General features: G+C 46.7%; 29 protein-coding genes. 16 read left to right on the top strand and 13 right to left on the bottom strand.

Features of this window, described 5'->3' with window-relative positions:
• Positions 1–62 precede the first annotated feature (62 nt).
• From BM058_RS03775 to BM058_RS03795, 5 genes are all read left to right on the top strand, one after another.
• Positions 63–704 carry an O-methyltransferase gene (locus BM058_RS03775; RefSeq protein ID WP_090925690.1) on the top strand — a complete coding sequence of 214 codons (642 nt, stop codon included), beginning with the start codon at positions 63–65 and terminating at the stop codon, positions 702–704.
• A 128-nt stretch (positions 705–832) separates the two neighbouring features.
• Entirely contained in the window at positions 833–1,309 is a 477-nt protein-coding gene (gene greA / locus BM058_RS03780; protein WP_090925691.1) for a transcription elongation factor GreA, read from the top strand.
• A gap of 197 nt (positions 1,310–1,506) precedes the next feature.
• Entirely contained in the window at positions 1,507–2,256 is a 750-nt protein-coding gene (locus BM058_RS03785; RefSeq protein ID WP_090925692.1) for a YrrS family protein, read from the top strand.
• A 32-nt stretch (positions 2,257–2,288) separates the two neighbouring features.
• Positions 2,289–2,984, top strand: coding sequence for a 5'-methylthioadenosine/S-adenosylhomocysteine nucleosidase (gene mtnN / locus BM058_RS03790; protein ID WP_090925693.1), 696 nt, complete (start codon positions 2,289–2,291; stop codon positions 2,982–2,984).
• A gap of 88 nt (positions 2,985–3,072) precedes the next feature.
• Positions 3,073–3,312, top strand: coding sequence for a YrhC family protein (locus BM058_RS03795; RefSeq protein WP_090925694.1), 240 nt, complete (start codon positions 3,073–3,075; stop codon positions 3,310–3,312).
• Here BM058_RS03795 and BM058_RS03800 read toward each other — a convergent pair whose 3' ends face one another.
• The 3 genes from BM058_RS03800 to BM058_RS03810 form a co-directional block, all read right to left on the bottom strand.
• Positions 3,313–3,933 carry an NUDIX hydrolase gene (locus tag BM058_RS03800; RefSeq protein WP_245736824.1) on the bottom strand — a complete coding sequence of 207 codons (621 nt, stop codon included), beginning with the start codon at positions 3,931–3,933 and terminating at the stop codon, positions 3,313–3,315. It abuts the gene before it with no gap.
• 38 nt (positions 3,934–3,971) lie between these two features.
• Positions 3,972–5,954 carry a S9 family peptidase gene (locus BM058_RS03805; protein WP_245736825.1) on the bottom strand — a complete coding sequence of 661 codons (1,983 nt, stop codon included), beginning with the start codon at positions 5,952–5,954 and terminating at the stop codon, positions 3,972–3,974.
• Between the two features lie 321 nt (positions 5,955–6,275).
• A complete protein-coding gene (locus BM058_RS03810) occupies positions 6,276–6,572 on the bottom strand; it encodes a HesB/YadR/YfhF family protein (protein WP_090925696.1) in 297 nt (98 codons plus the stop codon).
• 133 nt (positions 6,573–6,705) lie between these two features.
• Between BM058_RS03810 and sigK the strand changes: the two genes are divergently transcribed.
• Positions 6,706–7,446, top strand: coding sequence for an RNA polymerase sporulation sigma factor SigK (gene sigK / locus BM058_RS03815; RefSeq protein WP_090925697.1), 741 nt, complete (start codon positions 6,706–6,708; stop codon positions 7,444–7,446).
• A gap of 76 nt (positions 7,447–7,522) precedes the next feature.
• Positions 7,523–7,882: a hypothetical protein gene (locus BM058_RS03820; RefSeq protein ID WP_090925698.1), complete on the top strand. Its 360-nt coding sequence runs from the start codon at positions 7,523–7,525 to the stop codon at positions 7,880–7,882.
• Positions 7,883–8,196: 314 nt separating this feature from the next.
• On the opposite strand, the gene BM058_RS03825 is transcribed toward BM058_RS03820, so the two are convergent.
• The 8 genes from BM058_RS03825 to BM058_RS03860 all read right to left on the bottom strand — a co-directional run bounded on the left by BM058_RS03825 (position 8,197) and on the right by BM058_RS03860 (position 14,416).
• Positions 8,197–8,469: an HU family DNA-binding protein gene (locus BM058_RS03825; RefSeq protein ID WP_090925699.1), complete on the bottom strand. Its 273-nt coding sequence runs from the start codon at positions 8,467–8,469 to the stop codon at positions 8,197–8,199.
• A gap of 183 nt (positions 8,470–8,652) precedes the next feature.
• A complete protein-coding gene (gene mnhG, locus BM058_RS03830; RefSeq protein WP_090925700.1) occupies positions 8,653–9,024 on the bottom strand; it encodes a monovalent cation/H(+) antiporter subunit G in 372 nt (123 codons plus the stop codon).
• Positions 9,005–9,286 carry a Na(+)/H(+) antiporter subunit F1 gene (locus tag BM058_RS03835; RefSeq protein ID WP_177195418.1) on the bottom strand — a complete coding sequence of 94 codons (282 nt, stop codon included), beginning with the start codon at positions 9,284–9,286 and terminating at the stop codon, positions 9,005–9,007. The genes mnhG and BM058_RS03835 overlap by 20 nt, the downstream gene beginning before the upstream one ends.
• Entirely contained in the window at positions 9,283–9,762 is a 480-nt protein-coding gene (locus BM058_RS03840) for a Na+/H+ antiporter subunit E (RefSeq protein ID WP_090925701.1), read from the bottom strand. Before BM058_RS03840 ends, BM058_RS03835 begins: the two co-directional genes overlap by 4 nt.
• 5 nt (positions 9,763–9,767) lie before the next feature.
• Positions 9,768–11,252, bottom strand: a complete 1,485-nt coding sequence (locus BM058_RS03845; RefSeq protein WP_090925702.1) for a Na+/H+ antiporter subunit D — start codon at positions 11,250–11,252, stop codon at positions 9,768–9,770.
• Positions 11,245–11,586, bottom strand: a complete 342-nt coding sequence (locus tag BM058_RS03850) for a Na(+)/H(+) antiporter subunit C (RefSeq protein ID WP_090925703.1) — start codon at positions 11,584–11,586, stop codon at positions 11,245–11,247. The genes BM058_RS03845 and BM058_RS03850 overlap by 8 nt, the downstream gene beginning before the upstream one ends.
• On the bottom strand, positions 11,586–12,008 hold the full coding sequence (locus BM058_RS03855; protein WP_090925704.1) for a Na(+)/H(+) antiporter subunit B: 423 nt from the start codon (positions 12,006–12,008) through the stop codon (positions 11,586–11,588). The genes BM058_RS03850 and BM058_RS03855 overlap by 1 nt, the downstream gene beginning before the upstream one ends.
• Positions 12,005–14,416, bottom strand: a complete 2,412-nt coding sequence (locus BM058_RS03860) for a Na+/H+ antiporter subunit A (protein WP_090925705.1) — start codon at positions 14,414–14,416, stop codon at positions 12,005–12,007. The genes BM058_RS03855 and BM058_RS03860 overlap by 4 nt, the downstream gene beginning before the upstream one ends.
• A 200-nt stretch (positions 14,417–14,616) precedes the next feature.
• Here BM058_RS03860 and BM058_RS03865 point away from each other — a divergent pair, with 200 nt between their 5' ends.
• Complete coding sequence (locus BM058_RS03865; RefSeq protein ID WP_090925706.1) at positions 14,617–14,838, top strand: ferritin family protein; 222 nt, start codon at positions 14,617–14,619, stop codon at positions 14,836–14,838.
• Positions 14,839–14,876: 38 nt separating this feature from the next.
• On the opposite strand, the gene sda is transcribed toward BM058_RS03865, so the two are convergent.
• Entirely contained in the window at positions 14,877–15,026 is a 150-nt protein-coding gene (gene sda / locus BM058_RS03870) for a sporulation histidine kinase inhibitor Sda (protein ID WP_090925707.1), read from the bottom strand.
• 385 nt (positions 15,027–15,411) lie between these two features.
• Between sda and BM058_RS03875 the strand changes: the two genes are divergently transcribed.
• From BM058_RS03875 to BM058_RS03910, 8 genes are read left to right on the top strand one after another with little or no spacing between them, the layout of a single operon-like run.
• Complete coding sequence (locus BM058_RS03875; protein WP_143082978.1) at positions 15,412–15,930, top strand: YqeG family HAD IIIA-type phosphatase; 519 nt, start codon at positions 15,412–15,414, stop codon at positions 15,928–15,930.
• Positions 15,927–17,036 carry a ribosome biogenesis GTPase YqeH gene (yqeH, locus tag BM058_RS03880; RefSeq protein ID WP_090925708.1) on the top strand — a complete coding sequence of 370 codons (1,110 nt, stop codon included), beginning with the start codon at positions 15,927–15,929 and terminating at the stop codon, positions 17,034–17,036. The genes BM058_RS03875 and yqeH overlap by 4 nt, the downstream gene beginning before the upstream one ends.
• Entirely contained in the window at positions 17,037–17,891 is an 855-nt protein-coding gene (gene aroE / locus BM058_RS03885) for a shikimate dehydrogenase (RefSeq protein ID WP_281244668.1), read from the top strand.
• A 1-nt stretch (position 17,892) separates the two neighbouring features.
• On the top strand, positions 17,893–18,186 hold the full coding sequence (gene yhbY / locus BM058_RS03890) for a ribosome assembly RNA-binding protein YhbY (RefSeq protein WP_090925709.1): 294 nt from the start codon (positions 17,893–17,895) through the stop codon (positions 18,184–18,186).
• A gap of 14 nt (positions 18,187–18,200) precedes the next feature.
• On the top strand, positions 18,201–18,773 hold the full coding sequence (locus tag BM058_RS03895) for a nicotinate-nucleotide adenylyltransferase (protein WP_090925710.1): 573 nt from the start codon (positions 18,201–18,203) through the stop codon (positions 18,771–18,773).
• Complete coding sequence (gene yqeK / locus BM058_RS03900) at positions 18,766–19,347, top strand: bis(5'-nucleosyl)-tetraphosphatase (symmetrical) YqeK (protein ID WP_090925711.1); 582 nt, start codon at positions 18,766–18,768, stop codon at positions 19,345–19,347. The genes BM058_RS03895 and yqeK overlap by 8 nt, the downstream gene beginning before the upstream one ends.
• Positions 19,348–19,701, top strand: a complete 354-nt coding sequence (gene rsfS / locus BM058_RS03905) for a ribosome silencing factor (protein WP_090925712.1) — start codon at positions 19,348–19,350, stop codon at positions 19,699–19,701. It abuts the gene before it with no gap.
• A 14-nt stretch (positions 19,702–19,715) separates the two neighbouring features.
• On the top strand, positions 19,716–20,492 hold the full coding sequence (locus BM058_RS03910) for a class I SAM-dependent DNA methyltransferase (RefSeq protein ID WP_090925713.1): 777 nt from the start codon (positions 19,716–19,718) through the stop codon (positions 20,490–20,492).
• Between the two features lie 10 nt (positions 20,493–20,502).
• On the opposite strand, the gene comER is transcribed toward BM058_RS03910, so the two are convergent.
• Positions 20,503–21,363: a late competence protein ComER gene (comER, locus tag BM058_RS03915; protein WP_090925714.1), complete on the bottom strand. Its 861-nt coding sequence runs from the start codon at positions 21,361–21,363 to the stop codon at positions 20,503–20,505.
• Between the last annotated feature and the right edge of the window lie 5 nt (positions 21,364–21,368).

Raw genomic sequence — 21,368 nt, forward strand, 5'->3', positions numbered from 1 at the left:
CTTGTAAAACAAGCAGGGAAACCTGTTTCCACTCCCAAAATCAAAAATACAGAGGACAGTCTATGAAAGATCAATCAGCAATACAAACGTATATGGAATTTCTGCACGGAAGAGATCATACACTTTTTCGTAATATGGAAGCTTTGGCACAGCACGAAAACATTCCCATTATGGAAAAAGACGCGTTGGAAGTTGTGTTGCAGCTTTTAAAGCTCCATGACAGCCGCTGTATTCTCGAAATAGGGACAGCAATCGGCTATTCCGCCCTTCGGATGGCCTCAGCCCTTCCTGATGTCCATGTCACATCTGTGGAAAAGAATGAAGCAGCACATGCGAGAGCGCTTGAATTCAGGGAAAGAAGCGGCTTGGCTGACAAAACGTCATTTTACGCTGGAGATGCTCTCGATGGGGAGCCTTTTCTTGACGAAGAAGATGAGTTTGATGTACTCTTTATTGATGCTGCCAAGGGCAGGTACAGAGATTTTTTTGATACGTATTTCCCTTATGTGAAAAAGAACGGACTGGTGATCAGTGATAACGTGTTCTTTAGAGGGTTGACGGCAGAGCCCGAAAAGGCGTCTGGAAGACTGCGGCCGATGGTCGATAAAATCCGGGCCTATAATAATTATTTATCTGCCCATCCGGATGTACGAACGTCGTTTCTTCCCGTTGGAGATGGTTTGGCCGTCAGCACAAAGATTTAAAAAGGTTTGAAATTCAGCCGGAGGATGCGTATGATAATGGCAGTAAAAGCCAAAAGTTGTTTGCTTTTCCGGCTTCCTTAAAATAAGATGATGCAGAAGCATTAATTGGAAAGAGGAGTGACAGTGATATGGCAGAAGAAAAACAGCACTACATGACAGAAGAAGGGAAACGTAAACTCGAAGAAGAATTTGAACAATTAAAAACAGAAAAACGGCAGGAAGTCGTTGAACGAATAAAAATCGCACGGAGTTTCGGTGATCTCTCGGAGAACTCGGAATACGATGCAGCCAAAGATGAACAGGCGTTTGTAGAGGGACGCATCAATCAAATCGAGCAGATGCTGAAAAACGCTGTTATTATAGAAGAAGACAGCACGAATAATTCGGAAGTCGCACTTGGAAAATCAGTGAGATTCAAAGAAATTCCGGATGGGGACGAAGAAGTATACACCATTGTCGGAAGTGCTGAATCTGATCCCCTGGAGGGGAAAATATCCAATGACTCTCCTATGGCCCAGAGTCTTCTCGGACGTAAGGTAGGCGATCACGTTACCGTGAATACCCCTGGTGGAGAGTTCAACGTTGAAATCATGGAAGTAACGTAACGTTTTTGTCTTTATTAAGGAGAGCAGTGTCTGCCCGGCGGACACTGCTCTCTTTTCGGTCCTGCATCCTTTATGATAACGGTACTCTTATAGGAAAAACGGTATAATTTCTATTTTCCCCTCGCCACATCGGAAAAAATTTTATATGATATGGGTAGACACGTTATGGAACCAGACCATACAGGCAGGTGAGAAGAATGAACAATGATCAGGGATTTAATGAACAAAATCGATATGAGATGAGAAGACGAAAGCGCATGAACCGTGTTTTGAATGTCTCTATACTGGCAGTAGGGGCGCTTATTCTGTTTTTTGCGGTCCAGCTGTTTCTGCCGGGAAGTCAGGAAACTGCGGAAAATGACGTGTCAGAGCCGCAGCAGAATGAAGAGACAGAGCCGTCGGAAAATGAGACAACAGAAGAACAGTCGGCTCCGGAGCAGGAACAGACCGCACCGGAGGAGAACCAGAACACGAACAATCAGCAGGAAGATCAGAACCAGGACAATCAGCAGAATGAAAACCAGCCGCAGGAAAATTCCGACTCAAACGACAGCCGTTCAACAGATGACAGCAGCAGTAATGACACAGACAGCGAAAACAGTGACAACGCCGAAAACACTGTATCCATTCCTGAAGGCGGCGGGCCTGATCAAGAAGAATGGGAGCCGATCGGCACGGAGCAATCCGGCTCGTTCCGTCATGATTTCGATACAAGCAGTCAGAACTGGGCGGAAATGGAAGCTGCACTCCGTTACGCTGCCGGATTAAGCAGTGGAGAAGCCGAAACCTGGCGTATTGAAAACGGTGGAGGATCCAATCGAGCCGTAGGATATATAAGCACTTACGAAAACAGACAGACACCTTACAAAGTGACAATCGAATTTGTGGAAGACGAAGGATGGAAACCGGTAAATGTAGAGCGGGCGGATTCCAATCCGGAAATATGAAAATTAACAAGCCGGAAAGGGACGTATAGGACATGAAAATAGCAGTAATTGGTGCCATGGATGAAGAAGTCGAATTATTAAAGTCGAAACTCGAAAACCGCCGCGAAGAAGAAAGCGGCGGCACCCGGTTTTTTTCAGGGAAGATGTACGGAGCGGATGTGGTGCTTATCCAGTCGGGCATCGGCAAGGTGAACGCAGCCGCTGCCACAACGCTCGTACTCGAAAAATACAAGCCGGATCTTGTGATCAATACCGGATCCGCGGGCGGGCTTAACCCTGCACTGAACGTAGGGGATCTTGTCGTTTCTAATGAAGTGCGTTATAACGATGTAGACGCCACGGTGTTTGGGTACGAATACGGACAGGTTCCACGCATGCCGGCTGGTTACTATGCTGACAAGAAACTGATGGAGGAAACATTAAAAGCCGCCTCCGCGGAACGTATTCCAGTCAGAGACGGTCTTATTCTGTCGGGCGATTCATTTATGAGCTCCGACAGCCGGATTGCATTTTTGAAAGAAACGTTTGAAGAGCCGCAGTGTGCAGAAATGGAAGCAGGAGCCATTGCCCATGTCTGTTACCGCTTTGATGTGCCGTTTGTTATTATACGAGCGCTCAGTGATGTCGCGGGTAATGATGCAAAACAGTCCTACGAGGAGTTTCTCGTACAGGCGTCGGAGAACTCAGCAGCCCTTGTGACAGCGCTCATTGAGCAGAAAATGAAGTAGGAGGAAAATGTCGGTATCCCCTCCAAAAACGGCCGGATCTTCTTTCTCTTTATCTATGATACGATGAAGAAAAAGGAGGGTCAGCCGGATGGGACAATCAAAAACAGCTCACGCAGGAAGAGCCGAAGATTTTCGTTCCTTCAGCAGAGTTTTAATCACGGCTTCCTGTTTTCTGTTTCTGGGACTGCTGCTTCCGGAAAGTATTCCGGCAGCCAAACAGCCTGAAATACTGGTTATCATCGGTATATTTACGACCGCTTCCGTTGTACTCCACTACGCGGGGAGTAAAGAACGGCAGCGGGCGGAAGAGGAAAATCAGCAGTTGTAATCAAGGAGAGGCTGTTTCGTCTACGAAATGTTTCATGATTCTGGCGGTCAGCCCCCAGATGACGTAGGAGCCGTAATAATAAAAATACTCATGATGTGTTCCGGCACTCCACGCATAACGTTTTCCGTTTGGAATGGACTCGAATGGAAACCCGGCTTCCGGTTCCACCTGCAGGTGAATGAGATGTCTGTCAGGCTTCGTTTCTATGAAAAAAGAAAGCGGCACGGTAAACAATTTATCCACCTCTTCCTCGTTGGGCTGGAATGAAGAAGCCGGATCCAGAAAACCGGCGTAAGGAAAAATAATCTGACGAAACGGAGATATGATTTTATCGAGGCTGCCAGTAATGGCAGCCTCGTTTTGACGTATGCCGGTTTCTTCACAAAGTTCACGAACCGCAGCCTCGGCAGGACTGTTATCCGTGCGGTCCACCATGCCGCCGGGAAAACAAATTTCTCCGGGCTGCCGTTTCATGTGTTTGGCTCTTACTTCAAAAAGAACATAGATGTCATCTTCTTTTTCTATTAACGGCAGGAAAACAGCGTAATGCCGCATCTGATGTTCGTCTATAATTCCCTGCCGGCGCCCGGAGAGCCGGCTGGTTATATCGTTTTTATTCAACCTTGGTCCCCCACTTTCTCCTCCCCGTCTTAGGACGGTTAAAGGTGTTTTTCAAACCAAGCGGCCATATGCTTCAGGCGCTCCACCCGTAAGCCCGGAGCTCCGTTTCGGCTCAAATCATGGCCGGACTGGGGAAAACGCAGGAACATGGTTGGTTTCTCCAAATACTGCAGCGCCGTAAAAAGCTGCTCGGCCTGTTCCATCGGACAACGATAATCGTTCTCCCCATGCATAATCAACAGCGGTGTATTGATGTGCTGCACGTATTTCAGCGGAGAATGATCCCAAAGTTTATCCGGATCATCATGGACACGTGCTCCAATCTCCCAGTCCGTGAAGAAAAATCCGATGTCACTGACACCGTAAAAGCTGGTCCAATTGGATATCGAACGCTGGGTAACGGCTGCTTTGAACCGATTTGTATGCCCGACAATCCAGTTTGTCATAAATCCTCCATAACTGCCGCCTGTCACACCAAGACGTTCTTCATCAATGAAGTCATACTGTTCGATGACTTGATCGACTGCTGTCATTAAATCAGTATAATCTTTTCCGCCGTAATCGCCACGGCAGGCGTTAACGAATGTCTGCCCGTATCCATGGCTTCCGCGGGGGTTGGTATACAGCACCACGTATCCCTGTGCGGCAAGCATTTGAAGTTCATGAAAGAACGTATTGGCATACATGGCGTGAGGACCTCCGTGAATTTCAAGGAGCAGTGGGTAGTGCTGCCCTTCTTCAAAGAAAGCGGGCCTCATGAGCCATCCTTGAATGTCCCAGCCGTCTTCCGCTTTTGCTGCGACAGGTTCCGGAATAGAAAGGTGCACGCTCTGGATAAAGTCTGCATTGACGTCTGTCAGGCGGACCTTTCCTTTTTCCGGTTTTTCGATTTTATAAAAATCCCCGGGGTTGGACGGGTCACTGATTCCGGCAATGAAAAAATCCAGCCGGGGATGATACGAAAAACCAAATACATGGTTATCTTCTTCGTGCACCGGTGTGATTTCACCTTCAAGATCCATTTGATAAATCCCCGTATTTCCGTTTTCACTGGCACTGAAGTACAGATGTTTCTGGTCCTTCGCCCACACCGGCGAAAGATCCGCCTGCCCGGCACGCAGATCGCTCACTGCCGCATCCCCAATCTGCACGTCCCATTTTATCGTCACGCAGCGGCGCTCTTTTGTCAGAGGATTAATGATCCATACCTGATTCAGGGTGGCTCCCTGATATTCCAGCTCATGTCCTATGCAGGCGATTCTGTGCCCATCATGAGACCAGCTTGCATTAGAGAATACACCGGTTGAATCTGTCAGCTTCACGGTGTCACTCGTTTCGGTATCGATAATAAACAAATCGAGCACCGAAGATACGTCTTCATCCGGATTACGGTTGGCGCTGAACACGATTTGTCTGCTGTCGGGTGCCCAACGGGCCGAATGGTGGTCGAAAGCACCGCTTGTCAGAATACGAGTCTCTTTTGATTTCATGTCCAGCAGAGCAAGCTGTGTCCTTCTGCCGCGGTGGAAGCCGTTTCCTTCGCTTTTATACCGAAGGCGCTCAATCTTAACTGGTTTTGTTTCGTACTCATCCGGACTTTCTTCATGGGAGAAAATATCTTCATCGGCCCGGGCGGACGTTGTAAACAGCAGGTATTTTCCGTCCGGCGACCAATCCGGATCGGAGACACCATGCTTCAGGCTGGTGAGCTGGCGCGGTTCTCCTCCCGCCGCTGACATCACCCAGAGCTGATGGACACCGGAACGATTCGATACAAAGGCGAGTTCTGTTCCGTCGGGGGACCAGCGTGGAGAATGATCACGGACTTCCCCGAATGTCCACTGCACCGGTATATCATCTGTAAAGTGATGAATGAAAAGATGCGAATTATATTCTCTATCATTGCGGACGGATGTTTGCACGTACGCATATTTTTCCCCGTCGCTTGATAAATGAGGATCGTGAACAACACGAATCTTCTTAATGTCCTCAGGCGTTACAGCACGTTTTTGATCAGCCAATGAAACGTCCTCCTTTTCTTCCCTTTCCCCTCCAGGTCTCACGAACAATATCTCCATAGGAATGCAGGAAGGATTAGACGTGTTCGGGGAAATGTTGTGAAATTAGTATAGTAAAGATAAGGAAAAACCTCAACGAACACAACCCGGATGCGATGGAGAAAAAAGGGGAGGTAATCTGACAAACTGAATGAAAAGCAATGTATATCATCTTATACTAACAATTAAGGAAACTCCTATTCCTTTTGCCGACTTTTACTTTCCTTGTTGGCATCTCTCTCCACTTGAAGCTGTCCGGACATTCGCTTTCCGGACAGCCCTTTTTTATTTTTCGTCTACGTACTCGTAGTCAACCACATCGTGTTTGCGGCTGTATTTTACGTGCAGGTCGTACCCTTCAAAATACCATTTATCCTTTTCCTCTATATAAAAAACAATACCGTTCTTTGTCGTCTGCGCCCACGGTTCAAAGGGCTCGGCCTTGGTTACACCGAGGGAAAAGCCCGGATGGATAGGGGAGTGCCCGCCGTAACGGGCGAAAAACCGAATCGAATCCCCCTCTCCGGCCTCCATTTCCTGTTCAAACCATTTTAAAGCAGGTGAACTTAAAGAAATATTCATGTCTGACAACCTCCGTTCCGTATTTAATCTATGTTTCAGTTTCCCCTAATAAAGGAGATAAAAACAATGCCGTCTGGACAAACAACGAAACCTCCTCCGCTGCATACAATGTTAAAGAGAGGAGGCGATACCATTGTCCGGAATTGTTGCTGCCGCACTGCTCATTATGAAGGAACTGGCGATGTTTGTCTCGTATGTTAAAAACAATGCCTTTCCACAGCCGCTGCCGAAAGAAGAAGAGAAAATACATCTGGAACGAATGCAGCAGGGGGACCAGTACTCCCGCAATCTGTTGATCGAACATAATCTTCGTCTTGTGGCCCATATCGTCAAGAAATTTGAAAATGCCAAGGAAGACACCGAGGATCTGATCTCGATCGGCACCATCGGCCTTATTAAAGGTATTGAGAGCTATTCGCCTGAAAAAGGAACGAAACTTGCTACCTACGCGGCCAGGTGTGTTGAAAATGAAATACTTATGCATCTGCGGGCGCTCAAAAAGGTGAAAAAGGACATCTCCCTGCACGATCCGATAGGAAGTGATAAAGAAGGCAATGAAATTTCTCTCATCGATGTGCTTGAGGAAGACGGTCCTGATGTGGCCGATCTGATTCAGCTGAATATGGAAAAAAAGCAGGTCGTTGCCTTTATGGATGTTCTTGATGAACGCGAAAAAGAAGTCATCGTCTTCCGGTTCGGGTTGGAAAAAGAAAAAGAAAGAACCCAGCGTGAAATTGCAAAAGAGCTCGGTATTTCCCGGAGTTACGTCTCCCGCATTGAAAAGCGAGCGCTTCTTAAATTATTTCAGGAGTTTTATAAACAGCAGAAATATGGATCATCTGCCGGAAACAACAAAATAAATTTTATGAAGTAATATCAAAACTACACACCCATTCAGGTATAGGTGAATATCATGTTGCTGAAGCGATTGATGAAAGGAGAGAGTTTAGATGCAGAATGGTTATCAACCCCGGTGGGACCATGAATATGAACGCAATATGCAGAAACAGTGCACACAGTACATGTATCACGATGTCGTAGTCACATTCAAGGACGGCAGCACAGCAGATGGTATTATTGAAAATGTGGACTCCGAAAAAATGCAGATGCTTGTCGGAGAAACGATGATGGCAGACAGCCATGAGAACGAGAGCAGCCGACAATATGGGGGAGGCTACGGCTACGGTCCGGAGCGCCGGAGATATCGTCGTTTCCGCCGCAGACAGTTTCCACTGGGAGCGCTGGCAGCGCTGGCGCTGCTTCCGTATGTCAGCCCCTATTCATACGGTTCCTATTATCCTTATTACTAAAAAAATAGAGGACAGAAGTACGAGGCTTCTGTCCTCTATTTTTTCTTACGATGCGATTTATGTATTAATGACTCCAGTTTTGTAAAAGTGGAATGAAAAAATGGAAAGAAAGGTGACGCTTAATTTGGGAAAGCTACTCCGCAATTAATATTTTCATGCTGACAGCAGGCACTGCAGTGTACGAGATGATCACAAAAAAGCTCCTCCCTCCGAATGGAGAGAGAAGCTTTGAAAGCAGGAAAGGCTCCCGTGTGTATTTTTCGGCTCTTTGGATATGTTTCCCTCACGTTTCAAGGGAGCCTTCATTGTCCTGATTAGTTAACAGCATCTTTCAGTTGCTTTCCTGGACGGAAGGCAGGGTTCTTCGTGGAAGGAATCTCGATTTCGTCCCCTGTCTGCGGGTTGCGTCCTTTACGTGCCGCACGTTCACGTACTTCAAAACTTCCAAATCCAACGAGCTGGATTTTATCGCCTTTTTTCAACGTTTCTGTGATGCTGTCGAATACGGCATCTACTGCTTTGGAAGCATCCTTTTTCGAAATGTCTGCCTGTTCGGAGACAGCATTGATCAAGTCTGTCTTATTCATTACATAACTTCCTTTCTTTCCAAGAATATAGAGCCTTTACAATACAAATTTACTTACGAATCCTTGATATGTCAAGTAATGACGGGGAAATTACATAAAAAATACGCGAGATTTACGTCTAGTATCGTCAAATGTCATCATTTTATAACCCTCGACAAATGAAGGTTTTACATTTTTAGTAAGTCAGGAACGTGAAGAAGGACGCTGCTTCCGTTTTTTCTCCTTTAACTGATCCTGAATGCTGGAGTCCCATAATGTGACACCGGTGTGGTAGGCCGCTCTTGAAATCAAATGACCTCCGACCGGAGCTGTTATGAAAACAAATACGATACCGAGCAGTATCCGGGCGCTGTACAACCCTTCGCCCACTGCAAAGAAAAGAAAGGCAGCAATCAGAATACACATAACACTTAATGTGGAAGCCTTTGTTGCCGCATGGCTCCTTGTATAGATATCGGGCAGGCGTATCAGACCAAAGGCGCTGATCAAACTCAAAACAGACCCTGTCAGCACGATGATGCTGATAATCCAGCTGCTAATCTCGTCTGCGTTCAATGACAACACCCTTTTCGATAAATTTAGAAAACGCTACGGTCCCAATGAAAGCCAGTATCCCAAGAAGCAGGGCCACTTCAAGATAGGCTGTCGTGTCCTGAATGAGGGAGACGACGGCTGTGAGACTGATCAGGTTAATTCCCATCATATCCAAAGCCAGGACCCGGTCAGGCATGGAAGGTCCTTTGGCTACTCGGAATAATGTCAAAAGGATGGAAAGGGAAAGAATGGCGGCTGATGCCGTAAGTATTCCTTGTATCACGTGCGGCTCACCTCCTGAATTGCTTTTTCAAAAGATTCCCGGATATCCTGTTTGGCAGCTTCTGTATCGGGCAGGTGCATCGCATGGATGTACAATGTTTTATTATCCGGGGAGACATCGACGACGAGCGTCCCTGGTGTCAGCGTGATTAAACAGGACAGCACCGTCACCTCCCAGTTACGCTGAAGATGGATGTCCATGGCGAAAATACCCGGCTTGATTTTCAGTTTCGGCTGCAGAATCTGTCCCACCACTTCAGCAGCGGAAAGAACCAATTCCTTCAGAAAGATTAGAATGAGCTTCACCACCGAATAGATCCAGCCGAAGTAAAAACGCTGCGGAAAGAATCCCCGTAGAAAAAACAGCACAGCCACACCGATAGCATATCCGCTGATAAATGATGCGAAGGTCCAGGCATCGTTCATAAACATCCAGATCAGAGCCATAAGAAGGTTGATCATTATCTGAAATGTCATCGTCATTACTCCTTTAGCACGGCATCTATATAGATTTGCGGTTCGTGCAGCGTTTCAGCAGCAGTGGCGGCCAGTGGATAAACAGCTTCGGCACCGAGGCCGAGGAAAGCAGAGACGGCGATTAAAAACGCACACGGCAGAAGCAACCCTTTCGTGCTGCCGTATTGATCGGCTGTTTCAAGTTGTATTTGTCCGTAAAATCCGTATAAAAAGATGCGGATCATTGAATACAGCACAAGCAGGCTGGCTGCCATCATCACAGCAATAATAACGTACTGACCGGCTTCAGCCCCTCCCTGAATGATTAACAGTTTTCCGATAAACCCGCTCAAGGGAGGCACGCCGACAAGGGCCATGACAGCTGTGAAGAACATCCAGCCAAGCCGGGGATGGTGCTTGATGAGTCCACCCATATTCTTTAAATGACTGGTGCCTGCCACGATAACCATCGCTCCGATCAGTAAGAAAAGTGCGCCCTTAATGATAATATCATGAATGAGGTAAAAGATTGCTCCAGCCATGCCGGTCTCTGTCAGCGTGGAAACACCGAAAAGAACAAAACCGACCGCAGCAATCACGTTGTACACCAGTATTTTTTTGACGTCCTGGTGAGCAACAGCCCCGATAACTCCAATTGCCATTGTACATGCTGCCAGTACAGCGAGCAGCTGATGAGTGAATCCCGTGTCATGGGTGAAAATGACTGTATAGGTACGAAAGATGGAATACATCCCGACTTTTGTAAGCAGCGCACCAAAAATAGCTGCAATCGCAGACGGTGGTGCAGTATAGGAGGCCGGAAGCCAGAAATACAACGGAAACAGGGCTCCTTTGAGACCAAATACAATTAAAAACAGCACGGCAATGACGGTCAGAACCGGAGCATCTGACTCCAGACTGTTGATCCGCTGGGAGAGCTGGGCCATGTTGAGTGTTCCTGTTACTGCGTATAAATACGCAACCGCAATGACGAAAAATGCGGATGAAATAATGTTAACGAGCACGTATTTGAACGATTCTCGAAGTTGTTTTTTTGTACCGCCGTGCACGATAAGTATGTAGGAAGAAATCAACATAACTTCAAAACACACAAACAGGTTGAAAATGTCGCCGGTAAGGAAAGCTCCCATTACGCCGGTAATCAAAAACTGATAAAAAGCGTAAAAATAGAACTGTTCCCGTTCTTTTCCGATGCTGGACATTGCAAATAAAAGAATGGGAAGACTCACGACAGCCGTCGTGGTCGTCAACAGTACAGCGAGCATGTCCCCGACCAGAACAATACCAAACGGCGGAGTCCAGCCGCCGAGTTCAAGGGTTTGAATCCCTTCGTTTTGGACCGTCCACAGTATAAATACAGTGACAGCAATCAGCGCCACTGCTGATACCGCACTCAGAACCCGCTGGAAGCGAATCTGATTTCGCGGGAAAAGCAGCAGTATTCCTGTAAGAAGCGGCAGTAAAATCGGCCAAATCAACAAATTAGTCATAGGAATCCGTTCCTCTCATGTTTTCCGTGTTGTCCGTTCCGTTTTCCTTATAGGCCCGGTATCCGAGCACAATAAAAAAGGAAGTCACACCGAAGCTGATAACAATTGCGGTCAGAATGAGCGCCTGCGGCAGCGGGTCGGTGTAGGAAGAAGCCTCAAGACCAAGAAGGGGCGGAGCACCAGTTTTGAGACCGGCCATCGTCAAAAGCAGAATGTGGGCACCGTGACTGATAACCGAGGTGCCGATAATGATTCTGATGATGTTTTTGGACAAGACGAGATACGTCCCGCCCATGAAAAGAATACCGGCAGCAACAGACATTAAGATCTCCATTAACGATCCTCCCCTATGGTCTGAATAATGGTTAGGGTAATTCCGACAACCACCAGGTAAACGCCGATATCAAAAATCAGCGCGGTGGCAAGTTCCAGTTCCCCTAATACAGGAAAATGACGATAACCGTATGTCTGGGACAAAAACGGGGCGTCAAAGAAAAAGGACCCCATTCCTGTTCCGACGGCAACGAGCAGACCGGCTGCTGTGACATGTTTAAAATCAACCGGTAAAACACGTTTAACCGTTTCCAGATCATAAGCGAGCAGCAAAAGCACCAGAGCTGAACTTGTCATCAGCCCACCGATGAATCCACCGCCCGGTTCGTGGTGCCCATTAAAGAAAATAAACACCGAAAACATCAAAATAATGAACAGAACGATATTGGTGACTGTCTGAAGTATGACATCATTTGACTTCACAGCTCATCCCTCCCAGCCAGTCTAAGTCGGATCATCGTAAATATACCGGCAGCCGCAATACCGAGAACGAGTATTTCAAGCATTGTGTCGAATCCACGGAAATCAACAAGAATGACGTTAACCATGTTTCGTCCGCCGGCTTCTTTGTAACTGTAATCCTTGAAAAAGCCGGAAATTGATTCAAACATTCTGGAGCTGCCTGCGGAAATGCCGATAAGGGTGACGGTTATACCAACGGCGGCCGAGATGATAAAATTCACGGCTTTGAAGCGAATAGGCTCCAGGTTTTTGGCAATCTGAGGCAAATGATAAAAGCACAAAAGAAACAGAGCTACCGACACAGTTTCAATAATAAGCTGTGTTAAGGCAAGGTCCGGTGCTCGGAATATAACGAAAAACATCGCCACAGTATAACCTGCGACTCCAAGTCCGATAATCATCGTCAGCCGGGACGTGGTAAACATCATCACGCCGACAGCGGCAAATAGCACAAGGAAAAGGATACTTTCGTATATCGTAATCGGAGCTGTGTCCGATACGTCGATTGTAAATGCGCCTTTATAAAACATCGTAATCAAAAGAAAGGCTGCGATAAAGGCGAAGATATAAACCAGGTAATTCCGGATGAAACCGTTCATATGGGCACCCATAATCTTCTGGGAGAGCACTTCCCCTTTGTCGAGCGTCTGATCATATAAGTTGTTAAACGACAGCTTCTCTGGAAAGAGCCTGTACACGCCTTTCCATTTTTTCATTCCAAGGTAAAGAAGAATACCGGCAATAACGACACCTATCGTCATTTTGAGCGGTGTTCCAAATCCATGCCAAAAATATATATCGACTTCAAACTGCTGTCCCTGCTCCAGCAGCGGCGAAAGGATGGAGGCCATGGCAGGCGCGATAATCGTGTAGGACAGCACGTTCGGGAAAAAGCCGATAACGATAACCAGACTGACGAGCACAATCGGGGCAAGAAGCATACCAAACGGAGCTTCATGCGGCTTGGTGTCCAGTTTTTCTTTCTGGAGCGGTCCGGTGAACGTTTTGAACACGACAATCATGCTGTAAATAAACGTGAATACGCTCGCGATCCAGGCCACGGCCGGAAACACCATGCCGATTGTATCCATATTGAACTGCTGGAATTCGGTGATGTTTACCATAGACGTAAAAAACAGTTCTTTGCTTAAAAAGCCGTTGAACGGCGGCAGACCGGCCATAGAGAAGCTTCCGATAGCGGCAATCGTAAAGGTGATCGGCATGATTGTCATCAGCCCGCCGAGATTACGGATATCACGCGTACCGGTTTCGTGGTCGACGATACCAACCATCATGAACAGGCTGCCTTTGAAAGTGGCATGGTTGAACAGATGGAACAAAGCGGCGGTTGTTGCACCGATAAATACATTGTTACCATTCGCCCCGTCGAAATGAAGGGCTGCCGCGCCGACGCCGAGCATGGATATAATCATGCCGAGCTGACTGACGGTGGAGTAGGCGAGTATGCCTTTCAGATCAGTCTGGCGCACAGCTGAGAAGGACCCCCAGAACAGGGTGGTAATACCGAATCCGGCAACAATCCAGAGCCATTCACCGCTGACCGCAAAGACCGGCGTCAAACGTGCAATCAGATAAATGCCGGCCTTTACCATTGTAGCCGAGTGCAGGTAAGCACTGACCGGAGTAGGGGCTTCCATCGCATCCGGCAGCCAGATGTGAAAAGGAAACTGTGCGGATTTTGTGAAAGCGCCAAGCAGAATCGCCAGCATCGCCGGCAGAAACAGGTTATGGGAGGCGGTCTCTGATGTCGCAGCGATTGTCTCCTGAATGCTGAATGTTCCGGTTATGGAATAGAGAAGCACAAAGCCGACGAGCATCGAAAATCCACCGAGAACAGTAATCAGCATCGATTTCAAGGCGCCGTACAGTGATTTTTCCCTTTCATACCAGTAGGAGATCAGCAGGAAGGATGAAACACTTGTAACTTCCCAGAACAAATAGAGGACAATCATATTGTCGGAAAGAACGACGCCGAGCATAGCCCCCATAAACATCAGCAAAAAGGTGTAGAACGTATGTAATGATTCTCTTTTCTTCGATAAGTAATAAATGGAGTACAATACAACGAGTGCCCCGATCCCCGTAATGAGCAGGGTGAACAAAAGTCCCAGTCCATCTACATAAGCACGAAAATGAATACCGAGGGACGGAATCCAGGGAAAGACGGCAGAAACCGCTCCTTCTTCTGATGTGGTTGGTATGTACTGCAGAAAATAAACAAACAAAATGGCTGGAACGATGAGAACAAACCAGCCGGTATGTATAGATGGTATTTTTTTGTACAGCAGGGGTACAAACACAGCAGCAAGGAATGGAGCGATAATAGCAAGATGAAGTGCTGTAAACATATAGAGCCTCCTTAGCAGTTTACGCGCTGCAAATTCTTTTCACATTATAACTTATATTCACCAGCCGTGCATCTGTCAGCATCTGTTTTTCAGGCAGATTGGGCATTACAGATATATAGGTAGAAACAAGAAAATAAAAATTTTGTGAATGAAAAATCAGGTTCCAGTTCATAGTAATAAAAAAAGAAAAGGAGCATATTATGAAGCAGACCCATCTTTTTCAAGGGGCCGTGTTTTTTATTCTTTTTCTGTTTATCCTGACCGGAGCCTGGATGGCAGATCGTTATGTTGAACAAAAACGTATGGAAGCATTTTACACGTACCCGGAAAATACAGAAACGATTTTACTGTCTGACGAAACGATGGAAAAAGACACGTTTGCGCCAAGAGAATATGTTAAAATAAAAAGCCTTTCCGGATAGGGTGTACTCCGGAAAGGCTTTTTACTACTATTCCCCTATTACATGGTGATAACCGGTTTCATGCATTTTTCCTGAAGGGAACGGTTTTTGATTTCCTGCTCAAGCACTAAAATAAAATCATCATTTAACTGAAGACGCAGGGCTTTTTCATAAGCTTCAATCAGTAATTCATCCGATAACTGTTTCATAAGAGGGCACGACACCTCCTTGACGATCTTCCTGTTATTACAACCTTGGTATACGGTCTGCGGGTTGCTCGCAGGTATGATTCCATCAGGAATTTCCAGCGTAATGTAGAAACAGTGTACCACGATGCTGTTGTAAGAACAACCGTTCGTTTTATCCACAGAGGCGGTGGATAAGTTGTTTATAATAGCTGCGCTAAGTCTGAAAACCCTTCTTGTTTCAATTTTTTTAATACTAAAAAAGTTATCCACATACAAGTTGGTTTAAAATAATGTCGAAAACTTTTCATGAATGAGTATCGTTTGAAAAATACCGTTTTTAACGATATACTTTCCATTTAGCAGGTGTTTGTACGGAGAATTTGAAAGATAAAAGGGTGACATCGTGATTAAACAATTTATGCCCAATGAATATCTTCCGTCTGTTTTCGACTTGAACCTTGAAGATTTAAGTGAACGGCGGATTAAAGGGATTATTACAGATTTGGATAACACGCTGGTGGAATGGGACCGTCCGGAAGCGACGCCGGAGCTGCTGGACTGGATGTATTTTGTAAAACAGCAGGGTTTTCATGTCACTATTGTATCCAATAACAGCAGAGAAAGAGTAAGTTCCTTTTCAGAGCCGACCGGGATTCAGTTCATCCATTCAGCGAAAAAACCGATGGGACACGCCTTCCGGAAAGCATGTCGGAATATGGGGCTTAAAAAAAGCGAAGTGGTTGTTATCGGTGACCAGGTGCTGACGGATGTATTCGGGGGGAACCGGGCTGGTTTTTACACAGTGCTGGTTGTTCCGGTAAGCAAGAATGACGGACTTTGGACAAAAATCAACCGGGGTGTGGAACGCCTGGTTTTGCGCCGTTTAAAGGAAAAAGGATTGATACAGTGGGAGGAATCAAGGTGAAGGAAGATAAGCTTATCTGTCCCGGCTGCGGGGCAGGTATTCAAACGCAAGATCCGGAAAAACCGGGATACGTGCCTCCGGCAGCGCTGAATAGAGAGATTGTTGTCTGTATGCGCTGTTTTCGTCTGCAGCATTATAATGAAGTGCAGGAAATTCCGCTTCGAAACACCGACTTTACAAACCAGCTTCATGACCTGGCCAAAGAGGACGCCTTAATCGTGAAAATTGTAGATGCCTTCGACATAGAAGGGAGCTGGATACCGGGTTTTCAGCGTTATATCGGTCGTAACGACGTGCTGCTTCTTGTGAACAAAATGGATCTTCTGCCGAAGTCCATTAATGAAAATCGGCTGAAAGACTGGATACGCAGGGAAGCAAAGGAACAGGGGCTTAAACCCGCAGATATTATGCTCATGAGCGCGGAGAAAAAACAAAGTGTCGAAAAAGCAGCGGCCAAAATGGATGAGCTGCGGCATGGGAAGGACGTCTATATTACCGGATGTACCAATGTAGGGAAATCGACGTTCATTAATGCATTGATTGAAGCTTTCAGCGGGGATGAAGAGCAGCGGATTACCGCTTCAGGCTATCCCGGCACGACTCTTGATTTAATTGACATCCCGCTTGATGACGGGCGCAGTATGTATGATACCCCGGGTATTATCAATGAGCGGCAGATGGCGCATTATGTAAGCCGGAGTGATTTGAAGACCTTGACGCCTTCGAGGGAAATTAAGCCTAGAATTTATCAGCTGGAAGAAAAGCAGACACTGTTTATTGGCGGGCTGGCAAGAATGGATTTTAATGAAGGCAGCCGGAATTCTTTCGTTATGTATGTGGACAATGATCTGTTAATCCACCGGACCAAGCTCGATAATGCTGATACATTGTACGAAAACCAAAAAGGGGAGATGCTGTCCCCGCCCGGAAGAGAAACACTCGATGAGATGCCTGCATTTGCGGAGCATACGTTTCATATTAAACAGCCGAAAATGGACATTGTAATTTCCGGTCTCGGCTGGATAACGGTAGTGGAACCGGACGCGGTTGTGACCGTTTATGCGCCGAAAGGCACAGGTGTTACGATAAGAGAGGCGGTGATTTAAGTGAGTTGCTTGTTACATGCAGAGAGTTTGTATGGAGTGATCGGCCATCCTGTTGGTCATTCGCTGTCGCCGCTTATGCATAATGACCAATTTCAGCATCAGGGGATGCCCTCTTTTTATCATGCGTTTGATGTGCTTCCTCAGCATCTGGAGGAGGCGGTGCAGGGGCTGAAAGCTCTTGGCGTTTCAGGGTTTAATGTCACCGTTCCGCACAAAATTGAAGTAATGCAGTACCTGGACGGATTGGACGAAGAAGCCCGTTTAATCGGGGCGGTGAACACGGTTGTAAATGAAGAAAACGGCTGGATCGGTTATAATACCGACGGAGAAGGATACGTACAGTCGCTGTTGACAAAGACCGGGGATATGCTCCGTGATGCCGATATTCTTGTTATTGGTGCCGGTGGAGCGGCTCGTGCCGTAATAAGTGCGTTGACCGGTCATGGGGCAAAACGGGTAACTCTTACGAACAGGACCTTTTCCAAAGCAGAAGCTTTACAGGAACGCTTGGCCGAAAGAGCCGGCATCCGCGCACTGCCGACCGAGGAAGCGGAAAAAGAAACGTCCTCATTTGATATTATTATCAATACAACATCTGTTGGTATGTCCCCACACACCGAAAATATGCCGTGGCCGGTGGAAAACCTGAAGCCTGGATGCATCTGCAGCGACTTAATTTACAACCCGCTGAAGACGAAGTGGCTGCAGGAAGCCCAGAAGGCAGGAGCGGATATTCTGAACGGAACGGGAATGTTTGTCGGGCAGGGGGCCATCGCTTTCCAAAAATGGACGGGCATACATCCGGATACTGAACGCATGCATGATGTAGTGATGAAACAACTTGGAGGGAATTAAATTGTTGACAGGAAAGCAGAAACGATTTTTAAGAAGAAAAGCGCACGGACTCAAACCTGTATTTCAAATCGGTAAAGCCGGTATAACCGATAATCTTGTGAACCAGACAGCGGATGCGCTCGAAGCGAGAGAACTCATCAAAATCAACATGCTCCAAAACTGTATGGAAGATAAGCATGAGGCTTCTGATTCCCTTGCACAGGGAGCAGGCGCCGACGTGGTGCAGGTTATAGGAAACACTATTATTCTTTACAGGGAATCAAATGAAAATAAAGCGATTGAACTGCCGTCCTAGAAGGGATATATGATATGAAGAAAAAAATCGGTCTGCTCGGAGGGACGTTTGATCCGCCGCATCATGCGCATCTTATTATCGCTCAGGAAGCACTGACCATTCTGGAACTGGATGAAGTATGGTTCATCCCGGTGTATTCACCTCCTCATAAGTCGCGGGATTACATGGCCGGTCCCGATGAAAGGCTGCAGATGACAAAACTTGCCGCAGAGGGCAACCGCCATTTTTTCACCTCAACTGTTGAACTGGACCGAAAAGGCCCTTCCTACACGCTGGATACGGTGAAACGGCTGAACGAAGAGTATCCAGATACCGACTTTTACTTCATTGTCGGTGGAGATATGGCGGCGGGCCTTTCCTCATGGAAGAATATAGAGGAATTAATGAAGCGTGTCACGTTTGCTGTTATTGACCGTCCCGGCTACTCGTCTCCAAAAAGCGGTGACAGCATGTGTTATATTGAAGTTCCCTTAATGGATATTTCATCAACGATGATCAGGGAAAGAATCCAGCAAGGCAGAAATATCCGATATTATCTGCCGGAACCCGTCCGGACTTATATTAAGGAGAATAAGTTGTATGAATAGAAAAGAAGCACTTGAAACAGTAAAACCTCATTTGACAGAGCACCGCTACACGCATACATTGGGGGTAAGAGATGCGGCGCTCACCTTGGCTGAAAAGCTGGGTGTCAATCAGGATAAAGCGGAAATGGCTGCTATTTTTCATGATTACGCCAAATTCCGCTCCAAAGACGAAATGCGTGGTATTATTAAAGGACAAAAGATGGATGAGGATTTCATTCATTACGGTGATGAACTGCTGCATGCACCGGCCGGCGCCTACTTGGTGAAAAAGGAAATCGGTATTACCGATGAAGAAATACTGTCCGCGATTTTTTGGCATACTACCGGCAGACCGGAAATGTCTGATATGGAAAAAGTTATTTTTCTGGCGGATTATATTGAACCAAACCGTAAATTCCCCGGCGTGGAACAGGCCCGGGAAGCAGCAGAAACCGACATTGATGAAGCGGTCCGTACAGCATTGTCTAATACGGTTACCTTTTTACTTCAGAAAAATCAACCGGTGTTTCCCGGTACTTTAGAAGCTTACAATGATATAACGTTTAAAAAGAAGCAAAACGAAGGAGGAGATTGAATGGAAGGAAAAGAACTACTGGAACTCGCCGCGGGTGCTGCCGACGACAAGAAAGCAGAACAGCTCACTGCACTTGATATGAGAGGGATTTCGTTGATCGCGGATTATTTTCTGATTGCTCATGGTAATTCGCATAAGCAGGTACAGGCCATTGCCCAGGATATCAAAAAGCAGGCCCAGGAAGCGGGTAAAGAGGTCAAGCGGCTGGAAGGGTTTGACGAAGCGAAGTGGATTCTCATCGATCTTGAAGATGTCATTGTCCATTTGTTTCATAAAGACGAACGTCCGTATTATAATCTTGAAAAGCTATGGGGAGACGCTTCCACGGTGGACCTGGAAACTGTATCCAACTAGAAAGAGGTTGAAACATGGTGACTTATGCCGGCTTCGCCCAAGTGTATGACCGCTTGATGGAACAAGCTCCTTATGATGAGTGGCTCCTCTGGATCAAAAAACTTATCGAGGGGGAAGACTCCCGGACGCAGACCATATTGGATGCAGGCTGCGGGACGGGAACCATTCTTGTTGATCTTCTCGAAAGCGGATATAACGTGCAGGGGCTCGATGCCTCCCGTGATATGCTTGATGTCGCGGAGCAGAAGCTGAACGACCGGGGTTTTTCCCCGTCCCTTTACCACGAAGATATGCGTACATTTCGTCTCCCCGCCTCATATGACGTGGTGATTTCTTTTTGTGATTCGCTGAATTACATCACGGAGGAATCAGATCTGCATCATACTTTTAACACTTTTTATGAACATTTGAACGAGGGTGGGTCTCTCGTTTTTGATGTCCATTCGACCGATTACGTGAAAGAAGTGCTGCAGGATTTTTCTTTCGCTGATGCTGCTGGTGATGCTGCTTACATATGGAATGTTATTCCAACAGGAAGAGAGTTGGAAGTACAACATGATCTTTCTCTTTTTATCCACCGTGGTGACAATGCGTATGAAAGATTTGACGAACGACATCTGCAGCGTACGTTTCCTATCTCGACATACTGCACTATTTTAAAAACATGCGGATTCGAACTCTGCGGTATTTACGGAGATTTCACCTGGGATCCTCCGGGAGAAGAAACGGATCGTATTTTTTTTCATGCAAAAAAACCTGTACAAAACCGTTCCACCGGTATAAACTTATAAAAAAGCAGGCTTATTCTTCTACAAAAAGAGATGCCATTTCTTCTTTATCATCTTCGTATTTCTGATGGGTGCGCCCGATCAATTCCTCAAACATGCCTGCGCTGAAGCGGCTCAGCACTTCCAGTCCTTCTCCTGTTACACCACCCGGCACATTGACTTTTTGGCATAGCTCCGGCAGGCTGTAGTGTTTTTCAGACAGCAGCCGGCCGTATGCCATCATCATCTTTTCCGCCAGCTTTTCCGCCTCCCCGTATTCAATATCTGTTTCGTCTGCAGCGGCCTCAATAAAACACTGCAGAAGGTAACTCATAAATGCAGGACCGCAGCTGACAATGTCGCTTGAGACCCGCAGCGTTTTGTCGGTAAGAGGGACGGGGTCGCTGAATGTGCCGAGCCATTCGCGGAACACTACTTTCTCTTTTTCTGTCCAGTGACTGCCGAATGTGAGCAGCAGCGGAGCAGTACCGGTTTTATTTGCAATGGTAGGTACGGTTCGCACGACTCTCCGCGCCGGAAGACGTTCGAGATCTTCCAGAAGCACCGGACTCGTTATTGTTGCTACGATATGTTCCATTGTCAGGTATTTTTGCAGTTCGTGAAGCAGTGGTCCGTACTGCTTCGGACGAACGCAGATGAAGATGATATCTGTTGCGGCGAGAAGTTCTTTTATACTGCCTGCTGCATGAACAAGTGGATGGGAAGCCTGAAAGTTTTTGTTTCGTTCGACTGTCCGGTTATAAATATACAAACGTTCCGGCGGTACACTGTTCTGCTCCAGCATGACCTCAGCCAGCATTCCTCCCATATTTCCCGTACCGATCAATCCTATGTTATCCATGCTGATCCCTCCTGTTTGCATATTTTGTAACATCCCGA

Origin of the sequence: Salibacterium qingdaonense (assembly GCF_900114715.1) — a bacterium.
GTDB lineage: Bacteria > Bacillota > Bacilli > Bacillales > Marinococcaceae > Salibacterium > Salibacterium qingdaonense.